Source organism: Sphingomonas sp. MMS24-J13 (assembly GCF_044905095.1).
Lineage (GTDB): Bacteria > Pseudomonadota > Alphaproteobacteria > Sphingomonadales > Sphingomonadaceae > Sphingomonas_I.
In genome coordinates this window covers 1,033,669-1,049,196 of record NZ_CP173258.1, presented here as the reverse complement: position 1 = coordinate 1,049,196, position 15,528 = coordinate 1,033,669, and the positions used below count along the sequence as shown (strand labels likewise).

Sequence of the window (15,528 nt, the reverse complement as noted above, 5' to 3'; positions counted from 1 at the left end):
GCGTTCCAGTTTCCCAGCGGGTGAGACGGGGCCGGCTGGAGCGTGGGATGCGCTCGCCGGCCCATTTTTGTTGCATCGGCGCCCATCGTCATCGGCAGCACCTGCCCGAGCGGCAGCGCTTTGCCGGGCCGCGCCGAATTCCTTGATTAATCACTCGACCTCGATCGCTGCCCGTGCCAGTGGCAGACGATAACAAATGTTCGAGAGGCCAGGCGTGGCGACTTATGATTACGTGATCGTGGGCGCAGGTTCGGCGGGGTGCGTCGTCGCCAACCGCCTGACCGAGGATCCGAACGTCTCGGTCCTGCTGCTCGAGGCGGGCGGCGCGGACAACCAGTTCTTCTACAGGCTCGCCCTGGGCTTCCACAGCTGGCGCTACCCGCATACGAGCTGGTCCTATCTGAGCGAGCCCGAACCGCACCTCAACGGCCGCCGGATCATGCTTCCGCGCGGCAAGGTGCTGGGCGGTTCCTCGACCATCAATGCGATGCTCTATTCGCGCGGGCATCCGCACGATTACGATCTGTGGCGGCAGATGGGCTGCGAAGGCTGGAGCTTCGCCGACGTCCTGCCCTACTTCAAGCGTGCCGAAACCAACTGGCGCGGCGAAGGCCCCTATCATGGCGGCTCGGGCCCGCTGCAGGTCAGCAAGATCAACACGAAGAAATTGCTGCACGAGCCGGTTATGGAGGCGGCGCGCAGGCTCGGTTACCCGACGACGGACGACCATCATGGCCGCGTCCACGAAGGTTTCGGTCCCGGCGACACGACCACGACCCGGCGCGGGCGGCGATCGAGCGCGTCGAAGGCCTATCTCGATCCGATCAAATCAGCCCGCCGCAACCTGACGATCGTCACCCACGCCTATGCGACCAAATTGCTGTTCGAGGACAAGCGCGTCGTCGGCCTCGAATATCAGCGCGAGGGCAAGACCGAGCAGGTGCGCGCCAAACGCGAGGTCGTTCTGTCGGGCGGAGTCTACAACACGCCGCAATTGATGATGCTGTCGGGCATCGGCCCGGCCGATCATCTTCTGTCCATGGGGATCGAGCCGCGCGTCGACCTGCCCGGCGTGGGCCGCAACCTCTCCGAACATGCCGGCTATTGGGTCGAGTTCGAGACCAAGGGCCCGGTCACCCTGCTCAACGAGATTCGCGCCGACAAGCTGGCGGTTGCGACGATCCAATGGGCCCTGTTCGGCAAGGGCCTGCTCGCGTCGCAATCGAACAGCGCGCATGCCGAGATCCGCTCGCTTCCGGGGCTCGATCAGCCCGATCTGCAGATCTACTTCAATCCGGTGCGGGTCGATGCCAAGCCGTGGTTTCCCGGCATCGGCAAGCGGCAGGAGCATCGCGTGTCGGCCGTCGTCTGCCTGCTCCAGCCCGACAGCCGCGGCTGGATGGAACTCGCCTCGGCCAACCCCGCCGACAAGCCGCGCATCACGCTGAACATCATGGGCACGCGCAGGGATGCCGACACGCTCGTGCGCGGGGTGAAGATCGTGCGCCAGCTTTATGACACCCCGCCGCTCGCAAATCTGATGTCGCACGAACTGTCGCCGGGCCCCTCCGTCCAGACCGATGCCGAGATCGAGGCCTATCTGCGCAACATCCTGATCACCACGCACCATTCGGTCGGCACATGCACGATGGGCAATGGCAGCATGAGCGTGGTCGATCCGCAATTGCGCGTGCACGGGGTCGAGGGCCTGCGCGTCGTCGATGCCTCGATCATGCCGACCGTCCCCGGCGGCAACACCAATGCGCCCAGCATCATGGTCGGCGAGCGCGGGGCGGACCTGATCCGTGGCCAGCGTCTGCCGCCGGCCGAAGACGCGGCCAACGCCGTCGTGACGCCCGAATATCCCTATACGATAGCCTAATTTGGCGGAGCAGGATCGATGACCACCCCATTTCCCGACACGATGGACTTTCAGGGCTTCAACGCGCCCTCGCGGATCGAGGCTGACGTCTATGATCTGGTCGTGCTGGAAGGCGCGATCCCCGAGGAGATCAAAGGCCGCTGGTATCGCGCGACCCCCGACCCGCAATATCCGCCCTCTTATTATGAGGACACCTACCTCTCGGGCGACGGCATGATCAGCATGCTGACGATCGCGGATGGCCATGTCGACTTCAAGAGCCGCTACGTCATGACCGAACGGCTCAAGCGCGAGCGCGCGGTGCGGCGCTCGCTCCACGGCCGCTACCGCAATCCCTATACCGACGACGAGAGCGTGCGCCTCCTGCCCGGGCGAAGCGCGTCCAACACCACGCCGGTCTTCCATGCGGGCAAGCTGCTTGCGACCAAGGAGGACGGGCGGCCCAACCAGCTCGATCCGAACACGCTCGCAACGCTCGGCGAATATGATTTCGGCGGCAAGCTGCGCAGCGAGACCGTCACCGCGCACGTCCGGATCGATCACGATACCGGCTATATGTACCTGTTCGGCTATGAGGCGGGCGGGCTTGCGACGCGCGATTTCGCCTACATGGTGGTCGATCCGGAGGGCAATCTCGTCTCCGAGCAATGGTTCGAGGCGCCTTATGTCGGCATGGTCCACGACTTCGCGGTCACCAAGAACCATGTCGTCTTCCCCTTCTTTCCCGTCACCGCCGATCTCGAAGTGCTGAAGGCGGGCGGACCGCACTGGCGCTGGAATTTCGACGAGGAGACCGTGATCGGGATCATGCCGCGCGACGGGACGGTCGATCAGATCCGCTGGTTTCGCGGGGCACCCGCGATCAGCTTCCATTTCATGAACGCGTTCGACGAAGGCGATACGGTCAATATCGACTTCGGCCTGTCCGAAATGGTCGCCTTCCCCTTCATGCAGCGCGATTCGGGGCTGGAGCCGAAGCTCGGCGGCAATCGCAGCGGCGTGGTGCGCTGGACGTTCGATCTGGCCGGCCAGGACAATACCTGGCGGGAAACCCAGCTCGCCCCGCCTGGCGACTTCCCGCGTGTGGCCGACAGGGACCACATGAAGCCCTATGAAATCTCTTATTATCAGGGCTTCGATCCGGCGAACGGACCGCCGCAGGTGGCGGGGCCGGTGGGCGTCGGCTTCAACACCCTGCACCGGCTGAACACCAGGACCGGCGAGCGCCGCTCCTACTCGCCCGGACCGGGCACGACCCTGCAGGAGCATATCCATATCGCTTCGCGCACCGAGGGCCACGAAGGCTATCTGCTGTTCATGGTCGATATCCACCCGACCCTGTCGTCGGAAGCGCATCTGCTGGATGCCGAACATCCCGAGCGCGGCCCGATCGCCCGGATCCAGTTGCCATTTCGCCAGCGCAACCAGGTGCATGGCAGCTGGGTGCGCGAAGAGGATATTCCGGCCTGACCGGAGGAATAGCTTGGCGCGTGCCGGCCGTAGAGCTACCCCATTATAGTCAGGGCTGGAGAATTATGGCGCGCAAGCCGGGTAAGCTGGAAGAGGTACGGTACGAGGGCGATCCGCTGACATCGGATCCGTTCGTCCCGCAAACCTACCACCCGGATTCGCTCAACGGATTGCGGCTGAGCCTGCACTGGTGGCTGCTCGGCACCGGCCGGATCTGGCGCAACCTCGTCGACGAGCGATTGAAGACCGCCGACCAGACCCAGCCGCGCTGGCGCGTATTGTCGTGGGCGCACCTGCTGCCCGGCATCAAGCAGACCGAGCTGGCCGAGCGGATGAACATCTCCGGCCCGACCTTGGTGCGCATCCTCGACAGCCTCGAAGGACAGCATCTGATCGAACGGCGCGAGAGCGCGGACGATCGCCGGGTGAAGGAGATCCACCTCACCGAGCGCGGCAAGCCCGTGGTCGAGCAGATCGACGCCGAGGTCAGCGAGATCCGCGATGCCGTGCTGGAGGGCGTGTCCGAGGAGGAATTGCGCACCTGCCTCAACGTGCTGGCACATTTGCGGCGCAATCTGGCGGACGTGAGCGCCAGGAAGGGTGTCAGCCCGATCGCATCGATATTGGGCGAGTGAGCTAGTCCTCACTCCCATTCACGCGTCACTCTGAACGCGTTTCTGGGTCCACCGGGAATGCCGCACTGTCCACGCTCGTGGGCCGGTGGATGCTGAAACAAGTTCAGCATGACGAAGAAGGAAAAGCGATCGCCCTCTCTGGGAGAGCGATCGCTTGAGTTCCTACTCCGCGGCCATCCGGATCGTGTTGCCGACCTGCTCCAGCCCGTACAGCTTGGCGGCATTGCCGAAGGTGAGCTTGCGGATGGTCTCGGCGTCGAGGCCGGCCATCTGCTCGGCGATCACCTTGCGCGAATTGGGCCAGATGCTGTCGGGGTGCGGATAATCCGACGCCCACAGCAGATTGTCGGGGCCGTAGAAGTTGATCAAGGCCAGCGCCGTCGGGCTCTGCTGGAAGGTGGCGTAGACCTGCCGCTTGAAGATTTCAGAGGGCTTCATCACGAGCGGGATCGGGCCCTGCTTGCTCCAGAACTCCTTGGCTTCCCACAGGCGCCAGTGACGGTAATCGAGCTCCTCGACCAGCCAGGGCAGCCAGCCCACGCCGCTCTCGGCGATCACGATCTTCATCTTCGGGTGCCGCTCCAGAATGCCCCAGGCGAACAGATCGATGAAGGGATCGATGAATTGCGAGATGAAGGTCTTGGCGTGCGTGTACACGCCCGGAACCTTGCCGCGCGCGGGATCGTCCGCCGGCGGCATGAACACGACGACGTGGAAGGACAGGATGATGCCAGTCTCTTCCAGCGCATTCCAGAACGGCTCCCAGCGCTCGTCATGCAGGCGCGGCTTTGCGACCGCGATCTGCAGATTGGCCTGCTTGAACACGCCCTTCTTGGCGATGCGGTAGAGTTCGGCCGTCGCCGCTTCCGGGAATTCGGGCAGCATCGGCACGCCGATCAGGCGATCGGGATCGTTGGCGCAGAAATCGGCGAGCCAATCGTTATAGACCTGGTAGCAGGCGTCGCGCAGCTCATCGTCTTCCTCGGTGTTGATCGAGGTGACGGGGCCGAAGATCACATGCGAATAGACGCCGTCGCGGTCCATGTCCTCCAGGCGCAGCACCGGATCGGCGGGGCGGCGTGCGGTCAGATCCTTGATGCCGGCGCGATCGAATGCGGTGAAGATCGGCTTGGGCGCGTCAGAGCCCTTGTCGCCGCCGGACCAGCTGCCCCAACGCTTGCCGTTGCACACCCACTCGAGCTTGCCGTCGCGTTCCTCGACCCGCGGGCCCTTTTCGCGAAGATGCTCGGGCAGGCGGCTCGTCCACAGATCGGCCGGAAGCTGGTTGATATCGAGATGGTCGTCGCAGGAGATCAGAGGATGGTCGAGATTTATCACAAGCAGCCTTTCGAAACAGACTTCCGCGGCGAGCGTGGCTCCTCTCCCAACTCGTCCAGAAACATTAGCACCCTATTGAATTTGGCGAAAACGTCAAGCGGCTGGTATGGTCGCCCGCCACAGATCGCGGATCGCAGCCGCTGTTATTGCAGGGCTTTCCTGCGCGGGATTGTGCCCCGCGCCTTCGGCCACGCGCTGATCGATCAGGCGGGTGAATTTGGGCGAGGCGCTGCCGCCCAACCCCCCGCCCCCGCCGCGCAGCAGGATCGTCGGCACGGTGATGTCGGGCCCGGCCGAGAGCGCTTCTTCCATCGCCGCAAAGCGCGGTTCGCCCGCCGCCGCACCGATGCGATGGGCATAGGAATTGCAGACGACATCGACGAAATCGGGATTGTCGAAGGCAGGCGCCGCTCGCTCGATCGCGTCATCGTGGTGCGGCCATTTCGGCGACCATTGCGTGCGCAGATGGAGCGCCACCGCCTTGCGATCGGCGATGAGCGCATTGCGGCCGCGTTCGCTCGCCAGGAAATATTGGTGCCAGATCATATGCTCGACCGGCATCGGCGCGGGCGTGGTCGCCTGCGCGATATTCTGGATGAGGTAGCCACCGACCACCACCAGCCCCTGCACCCGATCGGGCCAGAGCGCGCCTATGATGCAGGCGGCGCGTCCGCCCCAATCGAAGCCGAAGATCAAAGCGCGATCGATGTGAAGCGCGCCCATCAGCTGGATGATATCGTCGGCGATCGCCGCCTGCTCGCCGCCGCGAAAAGCTTGCGGATCACGGAACCGCGTCGGCCCGTAGCCGCGCAGATAAGGGATTATGACGCGGAAGCCATCTTCCGCCAGTATGGGCACGATCGCGTCGAAGGCGCTGGGATCATAGGGAAATCCGTGCAGCATCAGCAACGGCGCTCCTGCCGCATCACCATGTTCGTGATACGCGATTTCGAGGGTGTCGGTCAGCGCTGTGCGAAAACTGCCCACCCCGTCATGCTGAACTTGTTTCAGCATCCACCATGCATCCTCAAGGACAGTGCGGCACGCCTGGTGGACCCTGAAACAAGTTTAGGGTGACGGGTTGCTGGATCGTTACGCCGGCTCGGCCACATAGTTGATCGCCGCCTTGCCCGCCTGATGCTGCGCATCCATGATCCGGGCGCGCTCGCGGAACAGATCGGGCATCGGCCGGCCTTCGTCGGCATGGACCCACAGGCGCAGCAGCAGGCGCTTCTGGTCGGGCGCGTCGTGGAACGTCTCGCGCGAATGGAGCGCGGTGAAATTGTTCCAGAACAGCATTTCGCCCGGCTCGAGCACGAAGAAGGCGCGGACCTCGGGACGGAGCGTCACCGAACCCATGAAGGCAAGCGCTTCCTTGAGATCGTCGGGAACCTCGACGCCCATATTCTTCGCGGCGCGGTGGATGAACAGCGAGTGGAAATAGCAGCTGAGCTTGCCATCCACGCGGGCGAAGATCGGCACCTTCTTCTCCGACACCGAATCGGCGCCCGATGCGTGATAGAACCCCTCATAGAGTGCCGGCAGCAGATCGGGCCGCTCCTTGAGGATGATGTCGTGCACGCCCAGGCTGCTGACGACGCCGCTCTCGCCGCCCTCGGGTGCGGTACGCACCGACGACAGCGACATCACTTCGTGGAAATCGGTATGCGGCCGCAGCTCGACATCCATCAGATAGCCGCGCCCGGTCGGGTTATTCTCTTCCTTCTGGACGTAGCCGATCAGGTCGCCGCGATAGGATTGCACCACGGGCTGGCCGAGCTGGATGCCGATCGCCCAATAGATCCGCTCGAACTGCTTGAGATCGTGCGTCGCCATGTCGAAGCCCGACAGCACCATCGCGCCGCGGCCATGCATGATCTGCTCGCGCACATCGTCGGCGATCTTGTGAAGCACGGGATCGGTCACGTCGTCGCGCGTGATCGAGGTCGGCTCGCGATCACCCATGTCGGCGAGGAAGCGGTCGATCGCCGCCAGCTCGGTCTGGTCGAGCGTGCGCTGCAGCCCCGCCTTGCCGCCCACCTCTTCGCTGGTCCAGGCGGCCGGATCGTTGGCCGGTTCAAACAGCGTCTCGCTCATAGGTCTCTCCAGGTTCGTCCCGATCGATCTGGTCCGGTCGCCACCGCAATTCAAGCGCAGGTTCGCCATCGGTCAGCCGGCCCAGGCAATTTTCTTAGCATGCTATCAAATTGCTCCACAAGCCTGCAGACCGTCTAGACCGGTGCCGCCGAATCACGTGCGGAATGAAGGGTGAGGAATGCCGAGGGCCAAGTTGCGTCACATCGTCCTGGGCCTCGGCCTCGTTTCCGCAGCGGCGCTGGCCGCCTCCAACGCGCGCCCCAGAGCGGCGGCTGTCGATCAGCACCGGCTGGACAATGCCGCGTCCGAACCCGGCAACTGGATGACCTACGGCGGCAGCTATGCCGAAACCCGCTTCAGCCCGCTGAACCTGATCAACGAACGCACCGTTGCGCGCCTGAAGCCGGCCTGGGTGGTCGACCTCGATACCGCGCGCGGACAGGAAGCGACGCCGCTCGTGGTCGACGGCGTGATGTACACCTCGACCGCCTGGTCGAAGGTGATGGCGCTCGATGCCGCCACCGGTCGCGTGCTGTGGCGCTACGATCCGCACGTGATCGGCGGCAAGGCGGTCCACACCTGCTGCGACGTCGTCAATCGCGGCGTCGCGGTGTGGAAGGGCAAGGTCTATGTCGGGACGGTCGACGATCGACTGATCGCGCTCGATGCGCGCACGGGCAAGGAAGTCTGGTCGGTGGTCACCGCCGACCAGAAGCAGGCCTATACGATCACCGGCGCCCCGCGCGTGTTCAAGGACAAGGTCGTCATCGGCAATTCGGGCGCCGAGCTCGGCGTGCGCGGCTATGTCACCGCCTACGATACGGAGACCGGCCGCAAGGTCTGGCGCTTCTACACCGTCCCCGGCAACCCGGCGAACGGCCCCGATCACGAGGCCTCCGACGAGGCGATGAAGATCGCGCTGCCCACCTGGGCGGGCGAATGGTGGAAATATGGCGGCGGCGGCACCGTCTGGGATTCGATGGTCTACGATGCCGATCTCGACCAGCTTCTGCTCGGCGTCGGCAACGGCAGCCCATGGAACCATCAGATCCGTTCGGACGGCAAGGGCGACAATCTGTTCCTGTCGTCGATCGTCGCGCTGGATCCCGACACCGGCCGATATAAGTGGCATTATCAGGAGACTCCGGGCGAAAGCTGGGACTTCACCGCGACCCAGCAGATCACGCTCGCCACGCTCGATCTCGGCCACGGCCCGCAGAAGGTGATCGTCCACGCGCCCAAGAACGGCTTCGTGTTCGTGATCGATCGCACCAACGGCAAACTGCTCTCGGCCAATCCCTATGTGGAGACCAACTGGGCGACCGGCTACGATCTCGCCACCGGCCGGCCGAAGGAGGTCGCGGCGGCGCGTTATCATAAGGGCAGCTATATGGTGACGCCCTCCGGGCTCGGCGCGCATGCGTGGATGCCGATGTCCTACGATCCGGTACGCCACATCGCCTATATCCCGTCGATGCAGGCGCCCCTGATCTACGGCAACGATCCCAATTTCGAATATCATCCGGGCCGCTGGAACACCGCGACATCGATGGGCGGTGCGGCCCCCAACCTGCCCGCGGATCCCGCCGCGCGCGCCAAGGCGATGGCCGCGATGAGCCGCGGCACCCTGATCGCGTGGGACGTGGTCAAGGGCAAGCCGCTGTGGAAGGTCGAGCACGGCTTCCCGTGGAATGGCGGCACGCTCGCCACCGCCGGCGGGCTGGTCTTCGAAGGCGACTACAAGGGCCAGTTCGCCGCCTATCGCGCGACCGACGGCAAGAAATTGTGGTCGATCGAGACGCATCGCGGCATCGGTGCCGGGCCGATGACCTATACGGTCGGCGGGCACCAATATCTCGCGGTGATGGCGGGCTATGGCGGATCGATGGGCATGGCGACCCCATGGCCGGGCAAGCCGTTCCAGATGCCCAACGGCCAGATCCTCGTCTTCCGCCTCGACGGCACGGCCAAGCTGCCCGCTTACAAGCAGCAGGCCCTGCCCCCGGCCAATCCCTCGACCGACAGCTTCACCGATGCGCAGCGCGCCGAGGGCGGCAAATGGTTCGGCACCTATTGCTGGATGTGCCATGGCGGCCCGGTCAATCCCGACCTGCGCCGTTCGGGCGCGCTGCCGAGCGCGGATGCGTGGAAAGCGATCGTCATCGACGGCGCGTTGGAGCCCGCCGGCATGGCGAGCTTCCGCGACTATCTGAAGCCCGATCAGGTCGAGAGCATCCGGGCCTACATCTCGAAGCAGGCGGAGCGGCTGAAAGAGGCCGAGGCGAAGGGGCAGTTGCCGCCGTCGCTGCGGTAGTTTCCATCGTCACCCCGGCCTTGAGCCGGGGTCCCGCTACCTTCAGCGAACGAAACAGAAGAAGCGGGATCCCGGCTCAAGGCCGGGATGACCGGTGGGAGTTGGTCCCCTACTTCACCGCATAATAGCGGAAAATCGAATGATCCGGGTTCGACCGGCGCGAGCCGGTTCCCAGGATCACCGTCCGCGCGAGCCAGTCGTGCGGACCGGCCGGCACCTTGAATTTGGGGGTGAAGCGAAAATAGGCCGGCTGCGGCGTGTCGTGCGACATCAGCGCCTCGCCCGGCTTCGACGGGACGAGATAACCCACATTGTTGATGTAGATCTTCGTGCCGTCATCCGCTTCGAGCAGATAATGCGAGTTGATCTCGATCACCCTGTCGTCGCGCACGGTGGCGAAGTCGGCGCCGCTGAACGGCACGATCTTGCCTTGCAGGCGCGGCCCGTAGATCAGCCCGCCGCTGGTCGGCGTATAGCCCTGTGCGCCGCCGCCCGGGAGCGGGCCGAAGATGCAGCGATCGGCGGTGAATTCGACGCGCATCTCGAACACATATTCAAGGCCGGGCATCAGTTCGGGGGCGATGGTCTCGGTCATTCCGGGTGTCTCCAACCTCAATCGTCACCCCAGCGAAGGCTGGGGTCTCGGGCGTCAAGCGCGCGCCCCAACCTCCTGAGATCCCAGCCTTCGCTGGGATGACGGGAGAATTATGCCTTCACCACCGACGCGGTCTTCAGCCTCGCGCCGAGGATGCGGGCGAACTTGCCGTCGCGGATGTAATAATAGCCGAGGCTCTCGATATTGAGCGCGTCGCCCTTGGCGAGCGGGCCGGCGATGAAATCGGGCCAATCCTCCAGCGCGTAGAATTCGGTGGCGACATGGACCGCCATCGCGTCCTCGCCCGCCGCCACGCTCAGGATCGTCAAGGTCTCGCGGATCCTGGCTTTCACCTCGCGGTAGAAATCGAGGATCGCCTCGCGGCCGACGATACGTTTCTTCTCACCCAGTTCGAACACGACATCGTCGCAATAATATTTGCCGAAGCCGGCGAAGTCGTTGCGGTTGAAGCAATCGATATAGTCCGCATAATCGGCAGCATTCATCGCGTCTCTCCGGGCTGCGGCATGGCCGGTGGCCTGCCGGATTTGACCGGTCGCTAGCCCGGCATTGTTGATCAATCAACCAGTTCGAGAAAGATTGTCAGCGCTTCGTGAGCCCCCTACCCTTTGCGCGGGGACACGAAACGGACGAGATGATGGCAACACGGATGGCGGCGCCTGTGACGGACGGGATCATGGACCTGTTCCTGACCAAGCCTGCCTTCCTGCTGGCCCGCGTCGACCAGATCTGCACCGCGCTCTATGCGGCGCGTTCGGGTGGCGAGACGCTGGCACAGGCCGAATTGCTGCTGCTGCTCGCCCAGTCCGACGAGCGAGACCAGATCTCGCTGTCGCGCGCGGCGGGCGTCGACAAATCGACCACCGCCCTGATCCTCGACAATCTCGCCGGCAACGGGCTGATCGAACGCATTGCCGATCCGCAGGACCGCCGTCGCGCGCGCCCGCGGCTGACCGCCGCGGGCCGCATCCGCGCCGCCGCCGCGCATATGGCCTTCGTCGGTCTGCAAGGCGAGCTGACCGAGCCGCTGACGCGGGAAGCGGCGGAAGACCTGACGATATTGTTGCGGCTGATCGCAGAATCAGCCGAGGGCCCGGCCCCGCCCTGGGCATCCGACGAAGCCCCCGCTTTCCTCGCAACGGCACCAAGCCTGCTCAACCGCCGCGCGCTGCAGGTGGCGCAGGCGCATTTCCTCGCCTGCGCGGCGCCTCTGTCGCTCACGCCGCGCCAATTCTCGATGCTGGTGATCCTGCTGGCGCGGCCGGGCATGACGCAGGTCGGGTTTTCGCGCCTGTTCGGGCTCGATCCCTCGACCACGGGCCTCATCATGCGCAACCTGCTCGCGCGCGGGCTGATCGTCGATCGCGTGTCGCCGCACGACCGGCGCAAGCGCGTCCATTCGATCACGCCGGCCGGCCTTGACGCGATCCACGCCGCGCAACCCTTGGTCGATCGCAGCGAAAGGATGACGACCGCGTCGCTCGACAGCGATCAGGTCGCCCGCCTGATCGCGCATCTGCAGCGGCTCGTCTTCGCCCACAGCCCCCGCCTGCGCTTCCCCGGCGAGCTTCAAACAGTTGCTTGACTCGATCCGAGCCTAAAAATACAACGACGTCGGACGATTTAAGGCGCCGTGCCGAACGCGGCTGAGTCGAGGGGATCTTTGTAAGACCATGGCCGATCTGGGCATCCGCACGCTTCCCGTGCGCAATCCGCGCACCGGCGCGATCGACTTCGCGCTTCCCGTCTCCTCCACCGAGGAGGTCGCCGCCAAGGCCGCGAAGCTGCGCGCCAATCAGGTAAAGTGGGCGGCGATGCCGATCGGCGATCGCATCAACGTGATGCGCCGCTGGCTGGGCGAAGTGGCGAAGCGCAACAAGGATATCGCCGCGGCCGACGCCGACGATACGGGCGGCTGCCACACCTCCTATCTCCAGGGTTATATCACCATGGGGAATATCGGCGGCTGGATCGAGGATGCCGAGGCGGCGCTGCAGCGCGCGATCGTCGAGGGGCCGTCCAAATCGATGCCGCAGGTCGAGGTGCGATCGCAGCTCGTGCCATACGGGCTCGTCGGCGTGATCAGCCCGTGGAACGCGCCGATGATGCTGGCGCTGCTGGATGCGGTGCCGGCGCTCTTCGCCGGCTCGGCGGTTTTGCTCAAGCCGTCCGAAATCACCCCGCGCTTCATCAAGCCCCTGTTCGAGACCGTCGCCGCGGTGCCCGAACTGGCCGGCGTGTTCGATTATGTGATGGGCGACGGCAAGACCGGGCAGGACGTGATCGCCAATGTCGATCTGGTCTGCTTCACCGGCAGCGTGCCGACCGGCCGCAAGATCGCGGTCGCCTGCGCCGAGCGGCTGATCCCCTGCTTCCTCGAGCTGGGCGGCAAGGATCCGGTGATCGTCACCGAGCATGCCGATCTCGATCGCGCGACCACTTCGGTGCTGCGCGGCGCGGTCCACGCGACCGGCCAAGTCTGCTTCTCGGTCGAGCGCATTTACGTACAGGAGAGCATCCACGACGCGTTCGTCGATCTGCTGGTGAAGAAGGCGCAGGAGGTCCGCCTCAACAGCGACAATCCGCGCGCCGGCCACCTTCATCCCTTCACCTTCGCTCCGCAGGCCGCGATCGTGGCCCGCCATCTGGCCGACGCGGTCGCCAAGGGCGCGAAGATCCTGACCGGGGGCGAGGTCGAGACGATCGATGGCGGACTCTACATGCGCCCCACGGTGGTAGTCGACGTCACACACGACATGGTTCTGATGCGCGACGAAACGTTCGGCCCGGTCCTGCCCGTGATGCGCTTCAAGACGATCGACGAGGCGGTGGCGCTGGCCAACGACACCGTCTTCGGGCTGACCGCATCGGTGATCGCCGGCGACGAGGCCGAGGCGCTGCCGATCGCGGCGCGGATCAATGCCGGCGCGGTGTTCATCCAGGATACGTTCCTCACCTTCGGCAAGAACCGCACGATCGGGACGAACTCGTTCGGGTTCTCGGGCGTCGGCGGCGGATCGCGCACCGGGCCGGAATCGATCCTGCGCTTCGTCCGCCGCAAGGCGCTGATGACCCAGCATGGCGAGCCTGCCTCGATCCTGAGCGATCACCACCTCGCCGGCCCGGGGGCCGCCTGACATGGCCGACTGGTCACTCTCCGCGCTCGATCGCCTCGAAATCCAGGAGGTCTATGCCCGCTATGCGTGGGGCATCGATCTCGCCGATCTCGACATGGCGCTCTCTACCTTCGCCGAGGATGCCTGGTTCGATCACCTCTGGCAGGGCAAGGTTCAAGGCCACGAGGCGATCGCCGAGAACCTCAAGTCGCTTTGGTACGATCGCCAGAGCTGGTGGTATGGCCGCCAGCACCTGATGACGCATTTCATCATGGATCCGCTGGAGCAGGAGGGCACCGCCCGGGTGCGCTGTTTCTTCCAGATCCTCCAGTTCAACACCGATTACCGGACGAACTTCGTGTTCGGCATCGGCACGCGCGACGACACGCTCAGCCGCGAGAGCGGCAAGTGGCTGTTCAAGACGCTCCACGTCAACGCCTGGACCGAGGCCGATCAGGTGCCGTGGAAGGGCGATATCACGATGAAAGGGCGTCCGAAGATGCCCGCAAAGGAGGGGAATTAAATGCCCGAGATCCGCTTTCCCGATATCCCGCTCTACAAGGGCTGGGGCGAACCGATGCGCTCCGAATCCACGATCGAGGGGCTCGAGCTGATCGAAGGCGCGATCCCCGCGGGGCTGGAGGGGACGCTCTACCGGCTGGGCGCCGACCGCCAATATCCGTCGGGCCGCACCGACGACATCTTCATCGATGGCGAGGGCATGTTCCACATGTTCCGCTTCCATGACGGCCAGGTCGATTATCGCAGCCGCTGGGTGGAGACGACGCGCTACAAGCTCCAGAAGAAAGCCAGGCGCTCGCTCTTCGGCCGCTATCGCAACCGCTACACCAACGATCCCTCGGTCGAGGGCGTCCACATGGGCACCGGCAACACCACCGCGATGTTCCATGCGGGCAAGCTCTTCGCGCTGAAGGAGGACGACCTCCCCTACGAGATCGATCCGGACACGCTGGAGACGCGCGCGCAGGACGATTTCGACGGCCAGTTCAAGGCGCAGACCTTCACCGCGCACCCCAAGGTCGATCCGATCACCAACGAATTGCTCGCTTTTTCCTATCAGGCGAAGGGCGACGCGACGAAGGATGTCGCCTTCTACCTGTTCGACAAGGACAGGAAACTGGTCAACGAAGTGTGGTTCGAGGCGCCTTATGCCGCCTGCGTCCACGATTTCGCGATCACCGACGAATGGATCGTCTTCCCCTTCTTCCCGCTCATCACCGATCTGGACGTCGTGAAGCAGGGCGGGCCCTTCTATCAGTGGCACCCCGATCAGGAGGTGCATGTGGCACTCGTGCCGCGTTACGGCACTGCCGAGGGCATTCGCTGGTTCAAGGGGCCGGCGGCGAGCGCGGGGCATATGATGAATGCCGTGCACGAAGGATCGAAGGTCCACCTCGATCTATGCTTCTACAGCGGCAATTGCTTTCCCTTCTTCACCACCCCGGCGGGCGAGACCAGCCCGACCGTGCCGCCGATCCTGACCCGCCTCACCTTCGATCTGGAGGCGAATGGCGACGGCTATACGCAGACACCGTTGCTGCGCGTGCCGTGCGAGATGCCGCGCACCGACGATCGCTATCAGGGCCGGCCCTATCGCTACGGCTTCATGATCGTCTATCGCGCCGCCGACGGATCGAGCGCGATCGGCCGGATCGATCATGAGACCGGCGAATTGACGACGTGGGCGCCCGGGCCGGGCGACGCCGTGCAGGAATGCCAGTTCGTGCCGCGCAGCCCCGATGCGCCGGAGGGCGACGGCTGGCTGATCATGCCGGTCTCGCGTGTGTCCAAGAACCGGAGCGATCTGGCGATCCTCGATGCGCAGAATTTGGAAGCCGGGCCGGTGGCTCTGCTCAAACTGCCGGTGAAGGTGCGCTCGACTTTCCACGGCACCTGGGTGCCGGCCGAGACGCTGGCGAGCGGGGCCTATCCGTACAAGCTGACCGAAGCGGCGTAAAAAAATCCTCCCCGGCACGGGGAATGGTGGTGGGGCCGCCGTCGAAGACGGCGGTCTGCGACCGCCGCCCCCTCCACCATTC

13 protein-coding genes are annotated in these 15,528 nt (G+C 64.7%); 8 read left to right on the top strand and 5 right to left on the bottom strand.

Annotation, left to right across the window (positions count from 1 at the left end; translation table 11 throughout):
- The first annotated feature begins 214 nt into the window (after positions 1-214).
- The 3 genes from AB4Z44_RS04965 to AB4Z44_RS04955 all read left to right on the top strand — a co-directional run bounded on the left by AB4Z44_RS04965 (position 215) and on the right by AB4Z44_RS04955 (position 3,987).
- Positions 215-1,882, top strand: a complete 1,668-nt coding sequence (locus tag AB4Z44_RS04965) for a GMC family oxidoreductase (protein WP_404712962.1) — start codon at positions 215-217, stop codon at positions 1,880-1,882.
- A gap of 18 nt (positions 1,883-1,900) precedes the next feature.
- Complete coding sequence (locus AB4Z44_RS04960) at positions 1,901-3,352, top strand: carotenoid oxygenase family protein (protein WP_404712961.1); 1,452 nt, start codon at positions 1,901-1,903, stop codon at positions 3,350-3,352.
- 65 nt (positions 3,353-3,417) lie between these two features.
- Complete coding sequence (locus AB4Z44_RS04955; protein WP_404712960.1) at positions 3,418-3,987, top strand: MarR family transcriptional regulator; 570 nt, start codon at positions 3,418-3,420, stop codon at positions 3,985-3,987.
- Positions 3,988-4,149: 162 nt separating this feature from the next.
- On the opposite strand, the gene AB4Z44_RS04950 is transcribed toward AB4Z44_RS04955, so the two are convergent.
- The 3 genes from AB4Z44_RS04950 to AB4Z44_RS04940 form a co-directional block, all read right to left on the bottom strand.
- The gene (locus AB4Z44_RS04950) at positions 4,150-5,325 is read right to left on the bottom strand and encodes an amidohydrolase family protein (RefSeq protein WP_404712959.1); all 1,176 of its coding nucleotides are present in this window, start codon (positions 5,323-5,325) and stop codon (positions 4,150-4,152) included.
- A 93-nt stretch (positions 5,326-5,418) separates the two neighbouring features.
- Complete coding sequence (locus AB4Z44_RS04945; RefSeq protein WP_404712958.1) at positions 5,419-6,339, bottom strand: alpha/beta fold hydrolase; 921 nt, start codon at positions 6,337-6,339, stop codon at positions 5,419-5,421.
- 78 nt (positions 6,340-6,417) lie between these two features.
- The gene (locus AB4Z44_RS04940; RefSeq protein WP_404712957.1) at positions 6,418-7,422 is read right to left on the bottom strand and encodes a TauD/TfdA family dioxygenase; all 1,005 of its coding nucleotides are present in this window, start codon (positions 7,420-7,422) and stop codon (positions 6,418-6,420) included.
- A gap of 178 nt (positions 7,423-7,600) precedes the next feature.
- Here AB4Z44_RS04940 and AB4Z44_RS04935 point away from each other — a divergent pair, with 178 nt between their 5' ends.
- Positions 7,601-9,736 (top strand): PQQ-dependent dehydrogenase, methanol/ethanol family, encoded by a 2,136-nt coding sequence (locus tag AB4Z44_RS04935; RefSeq protein WP_404712956.1) that lies wholly within the window; start codon positions 7,601-7,603, stop codon positions 9,734-9,736.
- Between the two features lie 109 nt (positions 9,737-9,845).
- Here AB4Z44_RS04935 and AB4Z44_RS04930 read toward each other — a convergent pair whose 3' ends face one another.
- Positions 9,846-10,331, bottom strand: coding sequence for a DUF3237 domain-containing protein (locus tag AB4Z44_RS04930; protein ID WP_404712955.1), 486 nt, complete (start codon positions 10,329-10,331; stop codon positions 9,846-9,848).
- 110 nt (positions 10,332-10,441) lie between these two features.
- A complete protein-coding gene (locus AB4Z44_RS04925) occupies positions 10,442-10,837 on the bottom strand; it encodes a YybH family protein (protein ID WP_404712954.1) in 396 nt (131 codons plus the stop codon).
- A gap of 176 nt (positions 10,838-11,013) precedes the next feature.
- On the opposite strand from AB4Z44_RS04925, the gene AB4Z44_RS04920 reads away from it, so the two are divergent.
- From AB4Z44_RS04920 to AB4Z44_RS04905, 4 genes are all read left to right on the top strand, one after another.
- Entirely contained in the window at positions 11,014-11,937 is a 924-nt protein-coding gene (locus AB4Z44_RS04920) for a MarR family transcriptional regulator (protein ID WP_404712953.1), read from the top strand.
- A gap of 88 nt (positions 11,938-12,025) precedes the next feature.
- A complete protein-coding gene (locus AB4Z44_RS04915) occupies positions 12,026-13,489 on the top strand; it encodes an aldehyde dehydrogenase family protein (protein WP_404712952.1) in 1,464 nt (487 codons plus the stop codon).
- 1 nt (position 13,490) lies between these two features.
- Positions 13,491-13,991, top strand: coding sequence for a nuclear transport factor 2 family protein (locus AB4Z44_RS04910; RefSeq protein WP_404712951.1), 501 nt, complete (start codon positions 13,491-13,493; stop codon positions 13,989-13,991).
- Entirely contained in the window at positions 13,992-15,446 is a 1,455-nt protein-coding gene (locus AB4Z44_RS04905; RefSeq protein ID WP_404712950.1) for a carotenoid oxygenase family protein, read from the top strand.
- Positions 15,447-15,528: the final 82 nt, after the last annotated feature.